The sequence below is a fragment of the Enterobacter sp. BNK-13 genome, from assembly GCF_048685015.1.
Lineage (GTDB): Bacteria > Pseudomonadota > Gammaproteobacteria > Enterobacterales > Enterobacteriaceae > Enterobacter > Enterobacter quasiroggenkampii.
Map to the genome: position 1 here is coordinate 2,306,395 of NZ_JBLQTP010000001.1, position 20,333 is coordinate 2,326,727.

At 51.9% G+C, this 20,333-nt stretch carries 18 protein-coding genes and 2 tRNA genes; 8 read left to right on the top strand and 12 right to left on the bottom strand.

The window, feature by feature from the left end; all coding sequences use genetic code 11:
* The first annotated feature begins 33 nt into the window (after nt 1-33).
* Both cls and ACMGGQ_RS11220 read left to right on the top strand, forming a co-directional pair.
* Entirely contained in the window at nt 34-1,494 is a 1,461-nt protein-coding gene (gene cls / locus ACMGGQ_RS11215) for a cardiolipin synthase (RefSeq protein WP_008502791.1), read from the top strand.
* A 33-nt stretch (nt 1,495-1,527) separates the two neighbouring features.
* Nucleotides 1,528-1,857, top strand: a complete 330-nt coding sequence (locus ACMGGQ_RS11220; RefSeq protein WP_006810881.1) for an HI1450 family dsDNA-mimic protein — start codon at nt 1,528-1,530, stop codon at nt 1,855-1,857.
* Between the two features lie 31 nt (nt 1,858-1,888).
* On the opposite strand, the gene ACMGGQ_RS11225 is transcribed toward ACMGGQ_RS11220, so the two are convergent.
* The 7 genes from ACMGGQ_RS11225 to ACMGGQ_RS11255 all read right to left on the bottom strand — a co-directional run bounded on the left by ACMGGQ_RS11225 (nt 1,889) and on the right by ACMGGQ_RS11255 (nt 9,774).
* Nucleotides 1,889-2,758 carry an ion transporter gene (locus ACMGGQ_RS11225; RefSeq protein ID WP_048223634.1) on the bottom strand — a complete coding sequence of 290 codons (870 nt, stop codon included), beginning with the start codon at nt 2,756-2,758 and terminating at the stop codon, nt 1,889-1,891.
* A 14-nt stretch (nt 2,759-2,772) separates the two neighbouring features.
* The gene (gene oppF / locus ACMGGQ_RS11230; RefSeq protein WP_008502789.1) at nt 2,773-3,777 is read right to left on the bottom strand and encodes a murein tripeptide/oligopeptide ABC transporter ATP-binding protein OppF; all 1,005 of its coding nucleotides are present in this window, start codon (nt 3,775-3,777) and stop codon (nt 2,773-2,775) included.
* Nucleotides 3,774-4,787, bottom strand: coding sequence for an ABC transporter ATP-binding protein (locus ACMGGQ_RS11235; protein WP_024907097.1), 1,014 nt, complete (start codon nt 4,785-4,787; stop codon nt 3,774-3,776). Before ACMGGQ_RS11235 ends, oppF begins: the two co-directional genes overlap by 4 nt.
* 11 nt (nt 4,788-4,798) lie before the next feature.
* Nucleotides 4,799-5,707, bottom strand: a complete 909-nt coding sequence (gene oppC, locus ACMGGQ_RS11240) for an oligopeptide ABC transporter permease OppC (RefSeq protein ID WP_008502787.1) — start codon at nt 5,705-5,707, stop codon at nt 4,799-4,801.
* Between the two features lie 12 nt (nt 5,708-5,719).
* A complete protein-coding gene (gene oppB / locus ACMGGQ_RS11245) occupies nt 5,720-6,640 on the bottom strand; it encodes an oligopeptide ABC transporter permease OppB (RefSeq protein ID WP_008502786.1) in 921 nt (306 codons plus the stop codon).
* A gap of 84 nt (nt 6,641-6,724) precedes the next feature.
* On the bottom strand, nt 6,725-8,356 hold the full coding sequence (gene oppA / locus ACMGGQ_RS11250) for an oligopeptide ABC transporter substrate-binding protein OppA (protein WP_420290049.1): 1,632 nt from the start codon (nt 8,354-8,356) through the stop codon (nt 6,725-6,727).
* A 770-nt stretch (nt 8,357-9,126) separates the two neighbouring features.
* Nucleotides 9,127-9,774 carry a YchE family NAAT transporter gene (locus tag ACMGGQ_RS11255; protein ID WP_008502784.1) on the bottom strand — a complete coding sequence of 216 codons (648 nt, stop codon included), beginning with the start codon at nt 9,772-9,774 and terminating at the stop codon, nt 9,127-9,129.
* Nucleotides 9,775-10,252: 478 nt separating this feature from the next.
* On the opposite strand from ACMGGQ_RS11255, the gene adhE reads away from it, so the two are divergent.
* Nucleotides 10,253-12,931: a bifunctional acetaldehyde-CoA/alcohol dehydrogenase gene (adhE, locus tag ACMGGQ_RS11260; RefSeq protein WP_028013432.1), complete on the top strand. Its 2,679-nt coding sequence runs from the start codon at nt 10,253-10,255 to the stop codon at nt 12,929-12,931.
* A 68-nt stretch (nt 12,932-12,999) separates the two neighbouring features.
* Here the strand turns inward: adhE and tdk are convergent, their stop codons facing one another.
* The gene (gene tdk, locus ACMGGQ_RS11265) at nt 13,000-13,614 is read right to left on the bottom strand and encodes a thymidine kinase (RefSeq protein ID WP_420290050.1); all 615 of its coding nucleotides are present in this window, start codon (nt 13,612-13,614) and stop codon (nt 13,000-13,002) included.
* 549 nt (nt 13,615-14,163) lie between these two features.
* Here tdk and hns point away from each other — a divergent pair.
* Nucleotides 14,164-14,577 carry a histone-like nucleoid-structuring protein H-NS gene (gene hns, locus ACMGGQ_RS11270; RefSeq protein ID WP_008502781.1) on the top strand — a complete coding sequence of 138 codons (414 nt, stop codon included), beginning with the start codon at nt 14,164-14,166 and terminating at the stop codon, nt 14,575-14,577.
* Nucleotides 14,578-14,779: 202 nt separating this feature from the next.
* Here hns and galU read toward each other — a convergent pair whose 3' ends face one another.
* The 3 genes from galU to rssA all read right to left on the bottom strand — a co-directional run bounded on the left by galU (nt 14,780) and on the right by rssA (nt 17,896).
* Nucleotides 14,780-15,688, bottom strand: coding sequence for a UTP--glucose-1-phosphate uridylyltransferase GalU (gene galU, locus ACMGGQ_RS11275; protein ID WP_008502780.1), 909 nt, complete (start codon nt 15,686-15,688; stop codon nt 14,780-14,782).
* A gap of 200 nt (nt 15,689-15,888) precedes the next feature.
* Nucleotides 15,889-16,902, bottom strand: coding sequence for a two-component system response regulator RssB (rssB, locus tag ACMGGQ_RS11280; protein ID WP_032647605.1), 1,014 nt, complete (start codon nt 16,900-16,902; stop codon nt 15,889-15,891).
* A gap of 91 nt (nt 16,903-16,993) precedes the next feature.
* Entirely contained in the window at nt 16,994-17,896 is a 903-nt protein-coding gene (rssA, locus tag ACMGGQ_RS11285) for a patatin-like phospholipase RssA (protein WP_045908968.1), read from the bottom strand.
* A gap of 114 nt (nt 17,897-18,010) precedes the next feature.
* On the opposite strand from rssA, the gene ACMGGQ_RS11290 reads away from it, so the two are divergent.
* The 4 genes from ACMGGQ_RS11290 (at nt 18,011) to ACMGGQ_RS11305 (ending at nt 19,720) form a co-directional block, all read left to right on the top strand.
* The gene (locus ACMGGQ_RS11290; protein WP_045908969.1) at nt 18,011-18,469 is read left to right on the top strand and encodes a YchJ family protein; all 459 of its coding nucleotides are present in this window, start codon (nt 18,011-18,013) and stop codon (nt 18,467-18,469) included.
* Between the two features lie 46 nt (nt 18,470-18,515).
* Nucleotides 18,516-19,358: a formyltetrahydrofolate deformylase gene (gene purU, locus ACMGGQ_RS11295; RefSeq protein ID WP_023312104.1), complete on the top strand. Its 843-nt coding sequence runs from the start codon at nt 18,516-18,518 to the stop codon at nt 19,356-19,358.
* A 157-nt stretch (nt 19,359-19,515) separates the two neighbouring features.
* A tRNA-Tyr gene (locus ACMGGQ_RS11300) sits at nt 19,516-19,600 on the top strand.
* A 35-nt stretch (nt 19,601-19,635) separates the two neighbouring features.
* Nucleotides 19,636-19,720: transfer RNA gene (locus ACMGGQ_RS11305), tRNA-Tyr, on the top strand.
* Between the two features lie 77 nt (nt 19,721-19,797).
* Here the strand turns inward: ACMGGQ_RS11305 and ACMGGQ_RS11310 are convergent.
* Nucleotides 19,798-20,241, bottom strand: coding sequence for an Lrp/AsnC family transcriptional regulator (locus ACMGGQ_RS11310; protein WP_021240337.1), 444 nt, complete (start codon nt 20,239-20,241; stop codon nt 19,798-19,800).
* Nucleotides 20,242-20,333 lie beyond the last annotated feature (92 nt).

A 20,333-nucleotide genomic window follows, 5' to 3' on the forward strand; every position in this document is an offset into this window, starting at 1 on the left:
TAACAATACGCTTTCAAAAGGATTTTTTTACCTATGACAACCTTCTACACCGTGGTGAGTTGGCTGGTCATTTTAGGATACTGGCTGTTAATCGCGGGTGTGACGTTACGCATCCTGATGAAGCGCAGAGCCGTACCCTCTGCCATGGCCTGGCTTCTGATCATCTACATCCTGCCGCTGGTGGGAATTATTGCCTATCTCTCTTTCGGTGAGCTTCATCTCGGCAAACGCCGCGCCGAGCGTGCCCGCGCCATGTGGCCCTCAACCGCAAAGTGGCTAAACGATCTGAAGGCCTGTAAGCATATCTTTGCCGAGGAGAACAGCAGCGTCGCCTCGTCACTGTTTAAGCTGTGCGAGCGCCGTCAGGGGATTGGTGGTGTTAAAGGCAATCAACTGCAGCTGCTGACCTCGTCCGACGACGTCATGCAGGCATTAATCCGCGATATCCAGCTGGCGCGTCATAATATCGAGATGGTTTTTTATATCTGGCAGCCTGGCGGGATGGCTGACCAGGTCGCTGAATCGCTGATGGCCGCGGCGCGACGCGGCATTCACTGCCGTCTGATGCTTGACTCCGCAGGCAGCGTGGCATTTTTCCGTAGCCCCTGGGCGGGCATGATGCGCAATGCCGGTATCGAGGTGGTTGAGGCGCTGAAGGTTAACCTGCTGCGCGTGTTTCTGCGCCGGATGGATCTCCGTCAGCATCGCAAAATGATCATGATCGATAACTATATTGCCTACACCGGCAGCATGAACATGGTTGATCCGCGCTTCTTCAAGCAGGACTCGGGCGTGGGCCAGTGGGTGGATCTGATGGCGCGAATGGAGGGGCCGATTGCCACCTCGATGGGCATCGTTTACTCCTGCGACTGGGAGATAGAAACCGGCAAACGCATTCTGCCGCCCCCGCCGGACGGCAATATTATGCCGTTTGAAGAGGCCAGTGGTCACACCATTCATACCATTGCTTCCGGGCCAGGTTTCCCGGAGGATTTGATCCATCAGGCGCTGCTGACGGCGACGTACTCGGCGCGTGAATACCTGATCATGACGACTCCCTACTTTGTTCCCAGCGATGATCTCCTGCACGCGATCTGTACCGCGGCGCAGCGCGGCGTCGATGTGAGCATTATTTTGCCGCGCAAAAATGACTCCCTTCTGGTGGGCTGGGCCAGCCGGGCATTCTTTAGCGAACTGCTGGCTGCAGGGGTGAAGATCTACCAGTTCGAAGGCGGATTGCTCCACACCAAAAGCGTGCTTGTCGACGGCGAGTTAAGCCTGGTGGGGACAGTGAACCTGGATATGCGCAGCCTGTGGCTCAACTTTGAAATCACGCTGGTTATTGATGATGCCGGCTTTGGCGGCGATCTCGCGGCGGTGCAGGATGATTATATCTCCCGCTCGCGGCTGCTGGATGCCAGACTGTGGGTAAAACGTCCGCTGTGGCAGAGAATTGCCGAACGACTGTTTTACTTCTTTAGTCCGTTGCTGTAAAACGTGCCCAACGATGTTAAACAGGTAGTCATCATGGAAATGGATCTGAACAATCGCCTGACCGAAGACGAAACGCTCGAGCAGGCCTATGACATTTTTCTCGAACTGGCGGTTGATAACCTCGATCCCGCAGACGTGATCCTCTTTAATCTGCAGTTCGAAGAGCGCGGCGGTGCCGAACTGTTCGACCCTTCAGAAGACTGGGCTGAACATGTGGATTTCGATCTGAATCCTGACTTCTTTGCCGAAGTGGTCATCGGGCTGGCCGATGAAGACGGTGGCGAGATTAACGATATTTTCGCCCGCGTCCTGCTCTGTCGAGAGAAAGACCACAAGCTGTGCCATATTCTCTGGCGCGAATAATAAAAAAGGCTGCGATTGCAGCCTTTTTTATTTACTCCGGCAACGCACTTCCGCAGCGGTTACAAAACCGCGCGTTAAGGTCATGTTCACCCTGGTGACATGCCGGACATTTGCGCTGCTGCTTGCGGCTCTGAAATGCGCTGCTCATGTGCGTGGTAATAAGCCCGGTCGGAATAGCAATGACCGAATAGCCAATCAAAATCAGCACTGAGGCCACAATGCGGCCCAGCGGCGTATGGGGCGTTATATCACCGTACCCCACGGTCGTCACGGTCACTATCGCCCAATAAACGGACGCATTGAGCGTCGTGAAACCATATTTCGGCCCCTCTATCAGATACATCAGCGCGCCAAAAACGATCATGACGATGGCAATAAACGAGTAGAAGAGAATAAGCTGATGACGGGCGCTGACGATTGCGCTCCAGAACACGCGCAGTGAGGGCATAAAGCGCAGTAATTTCAGAATACGTAATACGCGAATAACGCGCATCGCCCGCCAGGCAAAGACATAACTCAGGCTGATTTCCGGCCACAGCCACATGACGTAGAGCGGCAGAATGGTGGCCAAATCAATAAATCCCCAGAAGCTGAAAACATATCGGGCCGGGTTGGGCCAGGCAATTACTCTGAGCAAATATTCAGCGGTAAACACCAGGGTAATCGCCAGCTCAAGCCAGACAAAGACATGCCATTCGTCAAACGTCAGGTGGTATTGCGTCCCGGCGCCTGACTCAATAAAGATGACCACCACGCTGAGGAGCGCAAATAAACCGCAAAGACCTTCGAAGCGTCGCCCGGATACCGTTTCAGGATCGAATAAAACATGATAAAGCCGCCGACGGGCTGACGTGAATAAACGCGACACAGTGACCTCGCAAAATATAAGGGCTGACATCATGTCAGCCCTTGCGATTATAACGGGTCTACTTTCAGGCAGGAAACCGCATGTCGGAAACTGCCTTCCAGAACCGGTCGCGTTTTCGCACATTCCGGCCCGGCCATTGGGCAGCGCGTGCGGAAGACGCAGCCCGACGGCGGGTTAATCGGTGAAGGCAATTCCCCTTCCAGAAGCTGGATGGTCTTATTCTTTTCCAGATCGGGATCGGGGATCGGCACTGCCGACATCAGCGCTTTGGTGTACGGGTGCAGCGGATTGTGGTACACCTCGTCATAGGTGCCCAGCTCCACGGCGTGCCCCAGATACATCACCAGCACGCGGTCAGAGATGTGTTTCACCACGGCAAGGTCATGCGCGATGAAGATCAGCGACAGCCCCATTTCGCGCTGCAGCTTCTGCAGCAGGTTAACCACCTGCGCCTGAATGGAGACGTCGAGCGCGGAAACCGGTTCATCACAGATAATCAGCTTCGGTTCGAGGATCAGGGCGCGCGCAATACCAATACGCTGACACTGACCGCCGGAGAATTCGTGCGGATAGCGGTTGATGAGGTTAGGCAACAGCCCAACTTTAAGCATCATCGCCTTAACGCGATCGCGAACTTCCTGACGGGACATCTTCGGATGATAGGTCCGCAGCGGCTCGGCAATAATCTCACCGATGGTCATACGCGGGTTTAGCGATGCCAGCGGATCCTGGAAAATCATCTGGATATCGCTGCGCACGTCGCGCCACTCGTCGGGTTTCATGCCCAGCAGATCTTTACCCAGCCAGGCCACTTTGCCGTCGGTGGCTTTCACCAGACCGATAATGGCGCGCGCAAAGGTCGATTTACCGCAGCCGGACTCGCCCACCACGCCCAGGGTTTCCCCTTCATACAGGCGCAGCGTGACGCCGTCCACCGCTTTCAGGGTCTTCGACGGCTGCCAGAACCACTGTTTACCGTCTTTGATGTCGAAATGCACCTTAAGGTCAGCAATCTCGAGCAGCACATTGCGTTTTTCATCTAATGCGTTCATACCAGCTCCTCCTGCGGCTTAAAGCAGGCGCGCAGGCGGCCTGGTGCAAACTCTTCCAGCGGCGGTGCGCTGTTGCAGATTTCCATGGCGTGCGGGCAGCGCGGCTGGAACGGACAGCCTTTCGGCAGGCGCAGCAGGTTTGGCGGGTTGCCCGGAATGGTGAGCAGGGATTCCCCTTCCGCATCGAGACGCGGTACCGCGTTCAGCAGGCCAATCGAGTAAGGATGCGCAGGCTGATAGAATACGTCACGCGCTTTGCCGTATTCCATGGTACGGCCGGCATACATCACCAGCACTTTGTCACAGATGCCCGCCACCACGCCCAGGTCGTGGGTGATCATGATGATCGCCGTGTTGAACTCACGCTTCAGCTCGTTCAGCAGGGTCATGATTTGTGCCTGAACGGTAACGTCCAGCGCGGTGGTCGGTTCGTCGGCAATCAGCAATTTTGGCCGGCACAGCAGCGCCATCGCAATCATCACGCGCTGACGCATACCGCCAGAGAACTCGTGCGGGAACATTCGCATGCGCTTGCGCGCTTCCGGCATTTTCACCGCATCGAGCATTTTGACTGACTCTTCAAAGGCTTCGGCTTTGCCCAGACCTTTGTGCAGCATCAGGACTTCCATCAGCTGCTCACCGACGCGCATGTACGGGTTCAGCGAGGTCATCGGATCCTGGAAAATCATCGAGATCTGCTCGGCGCGCAGCTTGTTCAGCTCGTGCTCCGGAAGATTGAGGATTTCACGACCGTTGAATTTCGCGGAACCGCCAATCACACCGTTAGCGGCCAGCAGGCCCATTAGCGCAAAGGCGGTCTGGGATTTCCCGGATCCGGATTCACCCACGATGCCGAGCGTTTCGCCCGCGCGCAGGTTGAAGTTGAGATCGTTCACGGCGGTCACATCCCCGTCCGGGGTCTTAAAGGTGACGCGAAGATCTTTTACGTCCAGCAGAAGGTCGCTCCGCTGCTGCGCCTGTGGCGCGGTTGCCGTTTCAATCATTGTCATGACGGCGCTCCTTAACGGTCTTTCGGGTCGAGGGCATCACGCAGGCCATCGCCGATAAAGTTAAAACAAAACAGGGTAACGACCAGGAAACCCGCCGGGTATAACAGCAGCCACGGTGATACTTCCATTGAGTTTGCACCGTCACTCAGCAGCGCGCCCCAGCTGCTCAGCGGCTCTTGCGTACCCAGACCGAGGAAGCTCAGGAAGGATTCAAACAGGATCATGCTTGGCACCAGCAGTGATGCATAAACCACCACCACGCCCAGCACGTTAGGAACGATATGGCGAACCACGATATTCCCGGTAGAGACACCGCCGACCTGTGCGGCTTCGATAAACTCTTTGCGTTTGAGGCTCAGCGTCTGGCCGCGGACAATACGCGCCATATCCAGCCAGGAAACCATCCCGATGGCCACGAAGATCAACAGGATATTCTGACCGAAGAAGGTCACCAGCAGGATGACGAAGAACATAAACGGGAAGGAGTTCAGGATTTCCAGCAAACGCATCATCACCGAGTCCACTTTGCCGCCAAGGTAGCCGGACAGTGAGCCATAGAGCGTCCCGACGATCACCGCCACCAGCGCGGCAGCAATCCCGACCATCAGCGAGATACGCCCCCCGATAGCAACACGCACCAGCAGATCGCGTCCGGAAGAGTCCGTGCCGAAATAGTGGCCAGACTCCATATCCGGCGCGCTGGACATCATGCCCCAGTCGGTGTCGAAATAGGTAAATTGCGACAGCATCGGCGCCAGGGTCACAAACAGCGCGATGATCACCAGAACCACCAGACTCGCCACCGCCGCGCGGTTGTGCATAAAGCGACGGCGCGCGTCCTGCCAGAGGCTACGACCTTCTACTTCCAGTTTTTCACTGAAGTTTTCCAGCGCCTCGCTGTTTTTCTTACTCAACATCATGGCGTGCTCCAGTTAGTAACGGATTTTCGGGTCGATGACGGCGTACAGAACATCGACGATTGCGTTAAAGAGAATGGTCAGTGCACCGACGAGAATGGTCAGGCTCAGCACCAGCGAATAGTCGCGGTTGAGCGCGCCGTTAACAAACAGCTGACCAATGCCTGGCAGGCCGTAGATTGTTTCGATAACCATTGAGCCAGTGATGATCCCGACGAATGCCGGTCCCATGTAGGAGAGCACGGGCAACAGCGCCGGTTTAAGCGCGTGGCGGAAGATAATCCGACGCATCGGCAGCCCTTTCGCGCGCGCGGTACGAATGAAGTTCGAGTGCAGCACTTCGATCATTGAACCACGGGTGATACGCGCGATACTGGCGATGTACGCCAGAGATAATGCCACCATCGGCAAAATCATGAACTTGAGTGCCCCGCCGTTCCAGCCGCCGCCAGGCAGCCACTTCAGCGTAATGGCAAATATCATCACCAGTAATGGCGCGACAACGAAGCTGGGTATGACTACCCCGGTCATCGCCACCCCCATTACGGCATAATCCCATTTGGTATTTTGTCTGAGCGCGGCGATGACGCCAGCGGTGACCCCGAAAACGATCGCCAGAATGAATGCCGCAGCACCCAATTTCGCCGACACCGGGAAGCTGGACGCCACCAGGTCGTTAACGGAATAGTCTTTATATTTAAATGACGGTCCAAAATCACCGTGCGCCAGCTGCTTCAGGTAGTTGAAGTACTGGGTGGAGATAGGATCGTTTAAGTGGTATTTCGCTTCGATATTCGCCATAACTTCTGGCGGCAACGTACGCTCACCGGTAAATGGACTTCCCGGCGCAAGGCGCATCATGAAGAAGGAAATCGTGATGAGAATAAATAGCGTTGGAATCGCTTCCAGACAGCGACGTAGGATAAATTTCAACATTGCCCGTACCTTCTGGCGTGTGCCTATATAATGTGACGTTGGTTAGACACCGTGGGGCGAGCACGCCCGCCCCACTCATTGCCATTAATGCTTGATAATATACAAGTTTTTAACGTAGATATTATCCATCGGGTCTTTACCGGTATATCCACCTACCCACGGTTTCACCAGACGGGCGTTAACGTAGTAGTAAACCGGAACGATCGCGGAATCTTTATCCAGCTGCTGCTCAGCTTTAGAGTACAGTTCAGTACGCTGTGCTTCGTCAGTGGTTTTCAGCGTGTCGGCGATCAGCTTGTCAAACGCCGGGCTCTTATAGTGCGCGGTGTTGTTTGAGCTGTCACTCAGCATGGTGTTCAGGAAGGAGGTCGGTTCGTTATAGTCCGCACACCAGCCAGCACGCGCCACGTCAAAGGTGCCCTGATGACGGCTGTCGAGGAAGGTCTTCCACTCCTGATTCTCCAGCTTCACGTTCGCGCCCAGGTTCTTTTTCCAGATCGAGGCAACGGCGATAGCCAGTTTTTTGTGCAGATCGGAGGTGTTGTACAGCAGGCTGAAGGTCAGCGGCTTATCGGCGGTATAGCCCGCTTCGGCCAGCATTTTCTTCGCTTCTGCGTTACGCTGTTCCTGCGTCTGTTTGAACCAGTCTGGCTCGGTCAGTTTTGCGCCATCGGTGTATGGAGGGGTATAGCTGTATGCCGGCAGATCGCCCTGGTTTTTCACTTTGTTCACGATGATATCGCGATCCAGTGCCAGCTTCAGCGCAGTACGAACGCGTACGTCGGTGAACGGTGCTTTCTGGTTGTTGATTTCATAGTAGTAAGTGCACAGGTACGGGTCGACGTGAACTTCTTTAGGGATCTCTTTCATCAGTTTCTGGAACAGTTCAATCGGCATGTTGTTATAGGTCATGTCGATTTCGCCGCTGCGGTAGCGGTTAACGTCAGTCACTTCGGACGAAATTGGCAGGTAGGTAACCTGATTAATCACGGTTTTCGCGTTGTCCCAGTATTGCGGGTTACGCTCAAGTACCATACGCTCGTTGACCACCCAGTCTTTCAGCTTGTAGGCACCGTTGGTCACGATATTGGCAGGCTGGGTCCATTTTTCACCAAATTTTTCCACGGCGGATTTTGGTACCGGGGAGACGGACGGGTGAACCAGCAGCTTATAGAAGTACGGAACAGGTTCGCTCAACGTGACTTCGAAGGTATTGGCATCGATCGCCTTAACGCCCAGATCGGTGATCGGTTTTTTGCCCGCGATGATGTCATCAATATTGGCAATATGGCCATATTGCAGGTAGCTCGCATACGGAGAGGCGGTCGTTGGATTCGCCAGACGCTGCCAGCTATAAACGAAATCTTCAGCCGTGACCGGCGTACCGTCGGACCATTTCGCATCTTTACGCAGATGGAAAGTCCAGACTTTGAAATCTTTGTTTTCCCATTTTTCTGCCACACCCGGTGCCGGGTGGCCGTCTACGTCCGTTACCAGCAGACCTTCGAACAGATCGCGGTTGACGTTAGACTCAGGAACACCTTCAATTTTGTGCGGGTCGAGAGACTGAACTTCCGCACCGTTGTTACGCACCAGCGTTTGCTTCTCCGCCAGCTGAACACCTGCAGGAACGTCCGCAGCCATTGCAGCGTTTCCCGCGATTAGCGCAGTTAAAATCCCCGCCGCTACCAGATTTTTTTTTGTGATGATGGACATTGTGTTGGTACTCCACTCATTATAATGACTGGCCTTCGCCAGCTGTGTAATCCCCTGTTGGGGCCTGTACAGCGCAGGAGTTTTTTTTGCTGCTGTCAGGTTCTTCTTTTACTGCTTGCTATCACCGACTTTTTTATTACTGACCGCTCGTATGGCCGTCTTGCGTCGATTCTTTACAGGCCTCCCCTGTTTGAGGCCTGCGCTGGATATCTGAGAAGAGAACTATATGAAAATAATTCTCATCTGATTGTTTTATGCTGCAAAATATTAGGCCGGAAAGTATCAAATGGCGTAAACGTGCGCCAATACATTTTGCAAATTTGTTAAGCAATTCTCTTTTACGGTGAGTACCGTATCGTTGAGGGCAGCCCTGCCAGACATCGAACATCAGTAAAACAACCTGATATTCAACAGGATAGAGAAAATTTTCTCTCCAAGCGCGTCGCTGCGCTATCATCGAGTGATTTTGTACAAAAATTTAACAACTGGTTATTATTTAGCACATTCGTCTAGGGGAATGTTGAAATTACTAATATCATTTCGGTTATCTCTCAGCAAGCCCAAGAGTATCATGTGAGTAAAATAACAGAGCGATCGAAGATTTTCTGTGCAGGCGGGTTGAAGCGGAATTAATAACCTATTGAAATACAAGCAATGAACATTATTAGTAGAATTTATTATGATATGTGAGCATTTCAACTTTAGTTATATGATTTGCTGATAATCACGTAAAAAAACGGAGCCGTCGCTCCGTCCTTTCATATGAAGTATTAATGCAACAAACCGGGGAAAATGCTTTTAATACCCGTGACGATGAATTCGATCCCTAATGCCATCAGCAACAGGCCCATGATACGCGTAATGACGTTGATGCCCGTTTGACCCAGCAAGCGTACCAGCCAGGGTGCCATGCGGAACACACCCCAACAGCAGAGCGCAAAAATGGCAATAGCCACTGAAAAGCCAATCAGGTGCATCAGGCTATGGTAACGCGTCCCCCAGACGATAGTTGAACTGATGGCACCCGGACCGGCCATCAGCGGTAAGGCCAGCGGCACTACGCCAATGCTTTCGCGAATAGCGGTTTCTGACTTCTCTTGTTTATTCTGCTTATCCTCGCCCAGCTTACCGCTGATCATGGACATGGCGATGGTCACCACCAGGATCCCGCCGGCAATACGGAAAGAATCAATGGAAATCCCGAACAGCTGAAGAATCGTGTCGCCGAGAAAAAGAGAGGTCAACAATATGATCGCTACCGACAGGTTAGCGGTGAGGTTGGTTTTATTCCTGGCCGCCGCTGTCTGGTAACTCGTCATACTAATGAAGACAGGAATGATCCCCACCGGGTTGACCAGGGCAAACAAACCAATAAAAAATTTAAAATACGTTGGAAAATCAAAGAGCGTTTGGATCACGTTTTGCTCCGCTTATACACATGCCCTGGACTGACAATTTGTCGTGAGAAATCGCGCTGAAGATACCCTTTTTATCAGCATACTTCACTTGAAATCTGTACCAAAACGTTATCATTTCAGGATGTTAAACATATGTATAATCAATGATAGCGCCGCTTCCAATACTTACGTAATTATTTAACACTGGAAAAATCAGCACGAAATAACCCTGCTGAAAGGTATCAGCTTGGGGGAAAATTGACACAGATCATGATTTTCGTACTCAGAAGTGAGTAATCTTGGTTACACCCCCAGGGAGGTCACCTGACAAAAAGGGATGATGCTAAGGTAAGGCTCTTTTAGTAAATTAGTGTGCTGACGCAGAAAGTAACTCTTTGTTTTACTTTGTGTTACGCAAGTCGTATCGGCTCTGTCTATACTGTGTGACGTATCGAGCGCTGGTTTACTAAAAGAGTTTAAACATTATCAGGAGAGCATTATGGCTGTTACTAATATCGCTGAACTGAACGCCCTCGTCGAGCGCGTTAAAAAAGCCCAGCGTGAATATGCCAATTTCACTCAAGAACAGGTTGATAAAATCTTCCGCGCGGCCGCACTGGCTGCTGCAGATGCTCGAATCCCTCTCGCTAAAATGGCCGTTGCCGAATCCGGCATGGGTATCGTGGAAGATAAAGTGATTAAAAACCACTTCGCTTCCGAGTATATCTACAACGCCTATAAAGATGAGAAAACCTGTGGCGTGCTGTCCGAAGACGACACCTTCGGTACCATCACCATCGCTGAACCTATCGGCATCATCTGCGGTATTGTTCCGACCACTAACCCAACGTCTACTGCAATCTTCAAATCACTGATTAGCCTGAAGACCCGTAACGCAATCATCTTCTCTCCACACCCACGTGCGAAAGACGCGACTAACAAAGCTGCAGATATCGTCCTGCAAGCGGCTATCGCTGCGGGTGCACCAAAAGACCTGATCGGCTGGATCGACCAACCTTCTGTTGAGCTCTCCAACGCGCTGATGCATCACCCGGACATTAACCTGATTCTGGCGACCGGTGGTCCAGGCATGGTTAAAGCCGCATACAGCTCCGGTAAACCTGCTATCGGCGTGGGCGCGGGTAACACCCCTGTTGTTATCGATGAAACCGCTGATATCAAACGTGCTGTCGCGTCTGTGCTGATGTCTAAAACCTTCGATAACGGCGTAATCTGTGCATCTGAACAGTCTGTTGTGGTCGTGGATTCCGTATATGACGCGGTTCGCGAACGTTTCGCCAGCCACGGCGGCTACCTGCTGCAGGGCAAAGAGCTGAAAGCGGTTCAGGACATCATCCTGAAAAATGGCGCGCTGAACGCCGCTATCGTGGGTCAGCCAGCCTACAAAATTGCTGAACTCGCAGGCTTTACCGTTCCGGCAACAACCAAAATCCTGATCGGTGAAGTAAAAGTCGTTGACGAAAGCGAGCCGTTTGCTCACGAAAAACTGTCTCCTACGCTTGCCATGTACCGTGCGAAAGATTTCGAAGACGCGGTTGAGAAAGCAGAGAAGCTGGTTGCCATGGGCGGTATCGGTCACACCTCTTGTCTGTACACTGACCAGGACAACCAGCCAGAGCGTGTTGCTCACTTCGGTCAGATGATGAAAACTGCACGTATCCTGATCAACACCCCTGCTTCTCAGGGTGGTATCGGTGACCTGTACAACTTTAAACTCGCACCTTCCCTGACTCTGGGTTGTGGTTCCTGGGGTGGTAACTCCATCTCTGAAAACGTTGGTCCAAAACACCTGATCAACAAGAAAACCGTTGCTAAGCGAGCTGAAAACATGTTGTGGCACAAACTTCCGAAATCTATCTACTTCCGCCGTGGTTCTCTGCCAATCGCGCTGGATGAAGTGATTACTGATGGCCACAAACGTGCGCTCATCGTGACTGACCGTTTCCTGTTTAACAACGGCTACGCTGACCAGATCACCTCCGTGCTGAAAGCGGCTGGCGTCGAAACTGAAGTATTCTTCGAAGTTGAAGCTGACCCAACTCTGAGCGTTGTACGTAAAGGTGCTGAACTGGCTAACTCCTTCAAACCAGATGTGATTATCGCACTGGGTGGTGGTTCCCCAATGGACGCCGCGAAAATCATGTGGGTTATGTACGAGCATCCAGAAACGCACTTCGAAGAACTGGCACTGCGCTTTATGGACATCCGTAAACGTATCTACAAGTTCCCGAAAATGGGCGTAAAAGCGAAAATGATCGCGGTCACCACCACTTCCGGTACCGGTTCTGAAGTTACGCCATTCGCGGTAGTAACCGACGATGCAACAGGTCAGAAATACCCACTGGCTGACTATGCGCTGACGCCAGACATGGCTATCGTTGATGCGAACCTGGTCATGGAGATGCCGAAGTCACTGTGTGCGTTCGGTGGTCTGGATGCGGTGACTCACGCCCTGGAAGCTTACGTTTCTGTGCTGGCGTCTGAGTTCTCAGACGGTCAGGCCCTGCAGGCTCTGAAACTGCTGAAAGAAAACCTGCCAGCGTCTTACAACGAAGGCTCTAAAAACCCTGTAGCACGTGAACGTGTCCACAGTGCAGCAACCATCGCCGGTATCGCGTTTGCCAACGCCTTCCTGGGTGTTTGCCACTCAATGGCGCACAAACTGGGCTCACAGTTCCACATTCCTCACGGTCTTGCGAACGCCCTGTTGATCAGCAACGTTATCCGTTATAACGCTAACGACAACCCAACCAAGCAGACGGCTTTCAGCCAGTACGACCGTCCACAAGCCCGTCGTCGCTATGCTGAAATCGCTGACCACCTTGGTCTGAGCGCACCGGGCGACCGCACTGCTGCGAAGATTGAGAAACTGCTGGCATGGCTGGAAAGCCTGAAGGCTGAACTGGGTATTCCTAAATCAATCCGTGAAGCGGGCGTACAGGAAGCTGACTTCCTCGCTCACGTAGACAAGCTGTCTGAAGATGCATTCGATGACCAGTGTACTGGTGCCAACCCGCGCTACCCACTGATCTCCGAGCTGAAACAGATTCTGCTGGATACCTACTACGGTCGTGAGTTCAAAGAAGGTGACGTTGCCGCTGTGAAAACAGAAGCCCCAGTCATCAAAGCTGACAAGAAAGCGAAGAAAAGCGCTTAATTGACAGCAGCAGATGAAAAACCCGCCTAAATGGCGGGTTTTTTTATGTCTGAATAATAAGACTGACGTTATTTTCTGTTGTCGTGCTGAATCGCCGTCAGCGAGCCTACAGATAACGCTTCTTTATAATGCTTACGGCAGACCGAAACATAGCGTTCATTGCCGCCTATCACCACCTGCTCGCCATCTGCATAAGGTTTCCCGGACTGGTCGAGACGAAGCACCATACTCGCTTTACGACCGCAGAAGCAGATCGTTTTCAGTTCGACAAGTTTATCCGACCAGGCGAGCAAATACTGGCTCCCTTCAAAAAGCTCCCCGCGGAAATCCGTACGCAGGCCGTAACAGAGCACGGGGATATCAAGCTCATCGACTACCTCTGACAGGGCATGGACCTGTTCACGCGTCAGAAACTGGCTCTCATCGACCAGTACGCAGTGAATGGGCTGTGCCGCATGTTCTGCACGAATGTCTTCAAACAGATGGGTTTTCGGGTTAAACAGCCTGGCAGGCGACGAGAGCCCTATTCTGGAGCTCACCTTCCCTGCGCCAAAGCGATCGTCAATTTCAGCCGTATAAACAACGGTACGCATCCCGCGTTCCTGGTAATTGTACGAGGATTGCAGCAGCGCGGTGGATTTCCCGGCATTCATTGCCGAATAGTAGAAATAAAGTTGTGCCATTGGCCGTAAAACCCTAATCAATGTGTAATATTCCCGATGAGTCATTGTACCATATTTTGTCCGGTCATCAGCGATGCAGCGCACAGAGGGTGCGGTTCAGTGCCGCGTTCAGTACCTTCTGTTTCTGAAAATAACCCGCTAAAACATGAAGTAAACCCATTCAGCCACGCCAATATGTTATAAGTTAAGCCAAACATAACACTTCTTTTTATAGTGGAATCCCGGCCCTTTAAAATTCACTATTTATTAACTATTTCAGGCTTAACACCAGGGGTGAGAACTAATACAAAAGGCTGATATTTCTCCGCCGCAACTATAATTCCTGCGGGAAATGTCACAAAAAAAAGACGCAATCGACCGGGTTAAGCAGGTTCCGGTGATAACAACCGAGACAGCTGGGTGGTGGAATTTAAGTTAGCGTAATTAATAATAGCGGCATTATTTAGTATTTTTTGAATTCCTTACATTCCTGGCTATTGCACATCTGAATTTATGGCTCTATTATTAGGTCAACAAACCACCCCCCATTATAAGTTTGAGATTACTACAATGAGCGAAGCACTTAAAATTCTGAACAACATCCGTACTCTTCGTGCGCAAGCAAGAGAATGCACCCTCGAAACGCTTGAAGAAATGCTGGAAAAATTAGAAGTTGTAGTTAATGAACGTCGCGAAGAAGAAAGCGCTGCTGCGGCTGAAATCGAAGAACGTACTCGTAAACTGCAGCAATATCGTGAAATGCTGATTGCTGATGGTATCGATCCAAATGAATTGCTGAACAGCATGGCTGCCGCTAAAACCGGTACTAAAGCTAAGCGTGCTGCCCGTCCTGCTAAATATAGCTACGTTGATGAGAACGGCGAAACTAAAACCTGGACTGGCCAGGGTCGTACTCCTGCTGTTATCAAGAAAGCGATGGATGAGCAGGGTAAACAGCTGGACGACTTCCTGATCAAGGATTAATCGAGCCTCATTCAGAAAAATCCCGCATATTGCGGGATTTTTTTTAACCTAAATTTGTCACAAACATCCTCTTACACTCTGTCATAAAGCATTATTTAGCAATTTCATCGACTGTACTTTCAGACAGGTTTTCGGGAGTGTTATGGGCATAAAAAAACCGGTGGGCAACGCCTCACCGGTTTCGAACATTTACAACCGTGGCTTATTTCTTAATACCTACGCTCTCTTTGAGCCAGGTTTTAAATTCTTCGCCAAGGGTATTGTGACGGATACCATATTCAACAAACGCCTGCATATAACCGAGCTTATTACCGCAGTCATGGCTCTTACCTTTCATATGGTAGGCCTCAACGGTCTCTTTCTCGATCAGCATATCGATGGCATCCGTCAGCTGGATCTCATCACCCGCTCCTGGAGGCGTTTTAGCCAGCAGAGGCCAGATTTCAGCACTCAGGACATAGCGACCTACAACAGCAAGGTTTGAAGGCGCGACATCGGCTTTAGGCTTCTCTACGACGCCCACCATTGGCACACTCTCACCCGGCTCCAGGTTAACGCCTTTGCAGTCAACCACACCGTATGCCGTTACGTCTTCAACAGGCTCTACCATAATCTGGCTGCTGCCGGTTTCGTCGAAACGTTTGATCATTTCAGCCAGGTTATCCTGAGAAAGATCGGATTCGTATTCATCCAGAATAACGTCAGGCAGAATTACCGCTACAGGCTCATCACCCACGACAGGGTGCGCGCACATAACAGCGTGGCCCAGACCTTTAGCCAGCCCCTGACGAACCTGCATAATGGTGACGTGTGGAGGGCAAATAGACTGAACTTCTTCTAACAGCTGACGCTTAACACGTTTTTCCAGCATGGCTTCAAGTTCAAAGCTTGTATCGAAATGGTTTTCGATAGAGTTTTTAGATGAATGCGTAACCAGCACAATTTCAGTGATGCCGGCTGCGATACATTCATTCACGACATACTGGATTAATGGCTTATCAACCAGAGGCAGCATCTCTTTAGGAATCGCCTTAGTTGCTGGTAACATCCTGGTCCCCAATCCCGCTACCGGGATAACGGCCTTTCTGACTTTCGAATTTAGGGCAGCCATTCAAATTCTCCTGAGCTGTTCAAGTTTTGAACTTTTATGCAATAAATAACGCGTTGAGTATATCAGTCTCGCCCCGCAGTCCGGGTCTGAAAAGAACGCGTTGCCGATCAATTAGGATAAATACGCATGAAACCGGGCAGCGATAGTAGCACTCCCCGTAAAACACAGGTAAAGCAATCTTAAAATGACGATCCAATTGCTTATTCCGTGGACAACATTAAGCGTAACCGTCCCCCGGCACCCCAAATTTGGCACTGCCACGAGGAACAGCGGTGGCTAATTTGATTAAGATACGCCGTTCCCAACGTCCCAAGCGGTACACCGTTACTCACCTGAATATGGTGTTCACCGGTATTCAGTGATGCATTGAGACCGGCTGAAACGAGGATCAGATTTTTTAAACCGCTATGGTAATAGCCAACCAATAGCGGGAACTGTCCAGGCAGATTGGCCTGACGAAAAAGCTGGTTTACCTGTTTGAGTAAACTGCCTAACTCAGGCAACCGTTGTCCCTGATGGGATAACTGTTCCTGCAACAAACCATTAAATAGCGCACGAAGAAGTAACGCCGCTAATACACCGTTATCCCCGGCCCGGGTGACATCCAGAGAATAAAACGCAAGATCGGAATCTGACAGTGGCGCAATATCCAGCACCAGTCCTGGCTGGTCAGCGGCCACCAGCTGCCGATAATTTACGCGACAGTGTGAAATAGTTTGCTGAACGGGCGGCTGGAGTTCTTGCAACAGTTTCGCCGCGGCAGGCGGATTACTCACCAGAGCGTCCCAATCCTGGAAAAGACGCTCCTCTTCCTCTACCCGGGAATTAAACATATTCGGATAAAGGCACGCCAGGACCGTTTCTCGCAGCCGGTGCAAATCTTTGACCGGCTTAAGCAGAATATCCTGTACCCCAAGACGTAATGCTTTTGCGATGTCCGCCATGTTCTCGGTGGCAGAGATCACCAGTATCGGCGTCTGATTGCCTTCGTTACGCAGATGTTCAACCAGCTTCAGTCCATTCATGCGCGGCATCGCAATGTCGCAAATCATCAAATCGGGCGTAATGCTGATCATTTTTTCCAGGGCGTCGATGCCATCTTCAGCCAGCGACGTCATTGCGCCCAGCGAGGATAACCACGAATCCAGTAGCGATCGGAAAACGGGCTCGTCTTCAACAATCAAAATGTGTTTTCCGGCCAATGGCTGCGTCATGGTTCCTCCCCTGGCTGACAGTAACTAAATAGTGGCATGCGATCGGCACTATCGCCTGTCAGATTTTGCTGAAGTAGTCAAAAAAAGGTGCTTAACGTGCGGTCTGCACAAAAGGCAACAATTCGTCCATTTTCTTTTCGACGGCTAACGAGCCCGCTGCGATGGCGGCCTCAGCCCGATGGAAATCAAGGGTAGAGATTTGCGGACAGTACGGCTGAATAAGAATATCCGGAGGATCGCCTGCCATACGGTTACGTTTAAGGCGGTTCTCGAGAACCTGAATTGACGTGGTCATGATTTCTATCGCCGTCGGCGCGGCAACCGAACGACGCGCGGCCAGACGCCCGATTCTTCCGCGCAGGCGTTCATGCCAGGCCAGTTTCTCGCCCTCAGCATCTTCGCTCTGGAGATTGACCGGCATGAGATCCTGCTGCATCAGGTGGGCATCGTGCTGCAAGTCGACGGCAATCACGATGTCCGCCCCCATAGCACGCGTCAGAGAGATGGGAACCGGGTTAACGACGCCACCATCGACAAGCCAGTAACCGTTGTGTGGGACAGGCGCCATGAGTCCCGGCATACTGCAGGAGGCACGCACGGCAAGATGGATATCGCCTTCGGTGAGCCAGAGCTCGCGTCCTGTGCTGAGGTTTGTCGCGACGGCGCCGAAAGGCATCTGACAATCAGTGAAGTCTTCGAGAGGCATGACCTGGCGGAACTGGTTAAAGACGCGTTCGCCGCGCAGCAGTCCACCACGCTGCCAGGAGAGGTCCATCAGACGCAGCACGTCCCAGTAGCTGAAGGAGCGCACCCATGTCTCGAGCTCCGGAAGCTTCCCGCACGCGTAAGCGGAGCCGACAAGCGATCCGATTGAACACCCTGCAACAATATCGACGGTAATGCCCATCTGATTTAAGGCATTAATCACGCCGATGTGCGACCATCCCCGGGCGGCACCTGAACCCAACGCCAGCCCAATTTTAACCTTTCTCATTAGTCCTGTTTTACTTCCCCTGGATTCCTGACATAGCGTCAACGCAACGCCTCAGTTAACATAGTGCTACCCGAAGCGTTTTACGCCTTTATATTTTGTTCCAGGAAGAGAATCGTGTCTCAACTCTGCCCTTGTGGTAGCGCTCTGGAGTATAGCCTATGTTGCCAGCGATATCTTTCTGGCGATCAGGTTGCACCAGACCCGTCACACCTTATGCGTTCACGGTACACTGCTTTTGTGATCAAAGACGCAGACTATCTGATTAAAACCTGGCATCCATCCTGCCGAGCAGCCGATTTCAAACAGGACATCGAAGCCGGGTTTGCGAACACGCAGTGGCTCGGCCTCACCGTCTATGAGTCCTCTCCAGGCAGTCATGTGGATGAAGGTTACGTCAGCTTTGTTGCCCGTTTTACCGAGAATAATAAACCGGGTGCCATTATCGAGCGTTCCCGGTTCTTAAAGGAAAGCGGGCAATGGTATTATATTGACGGAACGCGTCCACAGTTTGGTCGTAACGATCCCTGCCCGTGTGGTTCAGGTAAAAAATTTAAAAAGTGTTGCGGGCAGTAATGCCTGACAACCCAGACTTCGCAAATACAAACAGGATTTCCCGGCGATGCAATCATTACAACGTAAAGTTCTGCGCACCATCTGTCCCGATCAAAAAGGGCTGATCGCACGAATTACCAACATTTGCTACAAACATGAACTGAATATCGTGCAGAACAACGAGTTCGTTGACCACCGTACCGGCCGCTTCTTCATGCGTACCGAACTGGAAGGTATTTTCAACGACACCACGCTGCTGGCCGATCTGGACAGCGCGCTTCCGGAAGGCTCCGTGCGCGAATTAACCCCTGCGGGCCGACGCCGCATCGTGATCCTGGTGACCAAAGAAGCACACTGCCTGGGTGACCTGCTGATGAAGGCCAACTACGGCGGTCTGGACGTTGAAATTGCTGCCGTGATTGGCAACCACGAGACGCTGCGTACGCTGGTCGAGCGCTTTGATATTCCGTTCGAGCTGGTCAGCCATGAAGGTCATACCCGTGAAGAGCACGACGATTTGATGGCGCAGGCCATTGAAGCGCATAACCCGGACTACGTGGTGCTGGCGAAATACATGCGCGTGTTAACGCCATCTTTCGTGGCGCGTTTCCCGAACAAGATCATCAACATCCACCACTCGTTCCTGCCGGCCTTTATTGGCGCGCGTCCATACCACCAGGCCTACGAGCGCGGCGTGAAGATCATCGGCGCGACCGCACACTACGTGAATGACAACCTGGACGAAGGTCCCATCATCATGCAGGACGTGATTCATGTAGATCACACCTACACCGCTGAGGACATGATGCGCGCAGGTCGTGACGTTGAGAAGAATGTGTTAAGCCGCGCGCTGTATCAGGTGCTGGCTCAGCGAGTCTTCGTTTACGGTAACAGAACCATCATTCTTTAATCTTTCGGAAAATGAATTGATTAGCTTTGCGCCTTTACGGATAAAAAGCAGGCAAACAACTTCGTTTCCCTAAAGGAATGCTTTACAGGGGCGTCTCATTTGATATGATGCGCCCCGCTTCCAGCATGAAGCAGGCCAGTAAAAAGCATTACCCCGTGGTGGGGTTCCCGAGCGGCCAAAGGGAGCAGACTGTAAATCTGCCGTCATCGACTTCGAAGGTTCGAATCCTTCCCCCACCACCATCTCTCAGCACGACCTCAAAATTTGAATTACCCCTGGTGGGGTTCCCGAGCGGCCAAAGGGAGCAGACTGTAAATCTGCCGTCATCGACTTCGAAGGTTCGAATCCTTCCCCCACCACCATCACTTCCCCAACATAAAAAAACCAAGTCCGCCTTTGTAGGCCGGGTAAGGCGCAGCCGTCACCCGGCGAAAAATGGCTACATTGGCGGCAAACGACGCCTGACCGGCGAACTCTTCACAATCGACGTATTACACTGAGCATGCTCTGCCAGACCGTCCAGCAGCGCATCCAGTTGCTCTATCGATCGCACCACCAGCCTAATCACAAAGCAATCTTCCCCGGTCACTTTGTCGCTCTCAATACACTCCGGCATCGCCTGAATGTACTTATCCACCTTATGCAACAGACCCGGTAAGGGGCGAACCCGTACCAGCGCCTGCAGCGTATACCCCAGCGCCGCCAGATTCACCCGCGCACCATAACCCTGGATCACACCGCGCTCTTCCAGCCTCTTCAGGCGTTCTGCCGTGCTGGGGGACGTCAGACCGATGCGTCCGCTGAGCACCTTCAACGACATGCGCGCATCCTCAACCAGACAGGCTAAAATTTGGCGGTCGATATCATCGATAAGGCATTCCATTCTTTTCACCTAATTTTAAAAAGTCATTTACCTTTTCAACCTTATATCACGCCTGTAAAACCCGACAGCGATTTTCGACAATAGTGTCATTA

What these genes read in the sequence shown, in the direction of transcription:
- cls (WP_008502791.1), top strand. Translation starts at nt 34, where the DNA reads ATGACAACCTTCTACACCGTGGTGAGTTGGCTGGTCATTTTAGGATAC.
- ACMGGQ_RS11220 (WP_006810881.1), top strand. Translation starts at nt 1,528, where the DNA reads ATGGAAATGGATCTGAACAATCGCCTGACCGAAGACGAAACGCTCGAG.
- ACMGGQ_RS11225 (WP_048223634.1), bottom strand. Translation starts at nt 2,758, where the DNA reads ATGATGTCAGCCCTTATATTTTGCGAGGTCACTGTGTCGCGTTTATTC.
- oppF (WP_008502789.1), bottom strand. Translation starts at nt 3,777, where the DNA reads ATGAACGCATTAGATGAAAAACGCAATGTGCTGCTCGAGATTGCTGAC.
- ACMGGQ_RS11235 (WP_024907097.1), bottom strand. Translation starts at nt 4,787, where the DNA reads ATGACAATGATTGAAACGGCAACCGCGCCACAGGCGCAGCAGCGGAGC.
- oppC (WP_008502787.1), bottom strand. Translation starts at nt 5,707, where the DNA reads ATGATGTTGAGTAAGAAAAACAGCGAGGCGCTGGAAAACTTCAGTGAA.
- oppB (WP_008502786.1), bottom strand. Translation starts at nt 6,640, where the DNA reads ATGTTGAAATTTATCCTACGTCGCTGTCTGGAAGCGATTCCAACGCTA.
- oppA (WP_420290049.1), bottom strand. Translation starts at nt 8,356, where the DNA reads ATGTCCATCATCACAAAAAAAAATCTGGTAGCGGCGGGGATTTTAACT.
- adhE (WP_028013432.1), top strand. Translation starts at nt 10,253, where the DNA reads ATGGCTGTTACTAATATCGCTGAACTGAACGCCCTCGTCGAGCGCGTT.
- tdk (WP_420290050.1), bottom strand. Translation starts at nt 13,614, where the DNA reads ATGGCACAACTTTATTTCTACTATTCGGCAATGAATGCCGGGAAATCC.
- hns (WP_008502781.1), top strand. Translation starts at nt 14,164, where the DNA reads ATGAGCGAAGCACTTAAAATTCTGAACAACATCCGTACTCTTCGTGCG.
- galU (WP_008502780.1), bottom strand. Translation starts at nt 15,688, where the DNA reads ATGGCTGCCCTAAATTCGAAAGTCAGAAAGGCCGTTATCCCGGTAGCG.
- rssB (WP_032647605.1), bottom strand. Translation starts at nt 16,902, where the DNA reads ATGACGCAGCCATTGGCCGGAAAACACATTTTGATTGTTGAAGACGAG.
- rssA (WP_045908968.1), bottom strand. Translation starts at nt 17,896, where the DNA reads ATGAGAAAGGTTAAAATTGGGCTGGCGTTGGGTTCAGGTGCCGCCCGG.
- purU (WP_023312104.1), top strand. Translation starts at nt 18,516, where the DNA reads ATGCAATCATTACAACGTAAAGTTCTGCGCACCATCTGTCCCGATCAA.
- ACMGGQ_RS11310 (WP_021240337.1), bottom strand. Translation starts at nt 20,241, where the DNA reads ATGGAATGCCTTATCGATGATATCGACCGCCAAATTTTAGCCTGTCTG.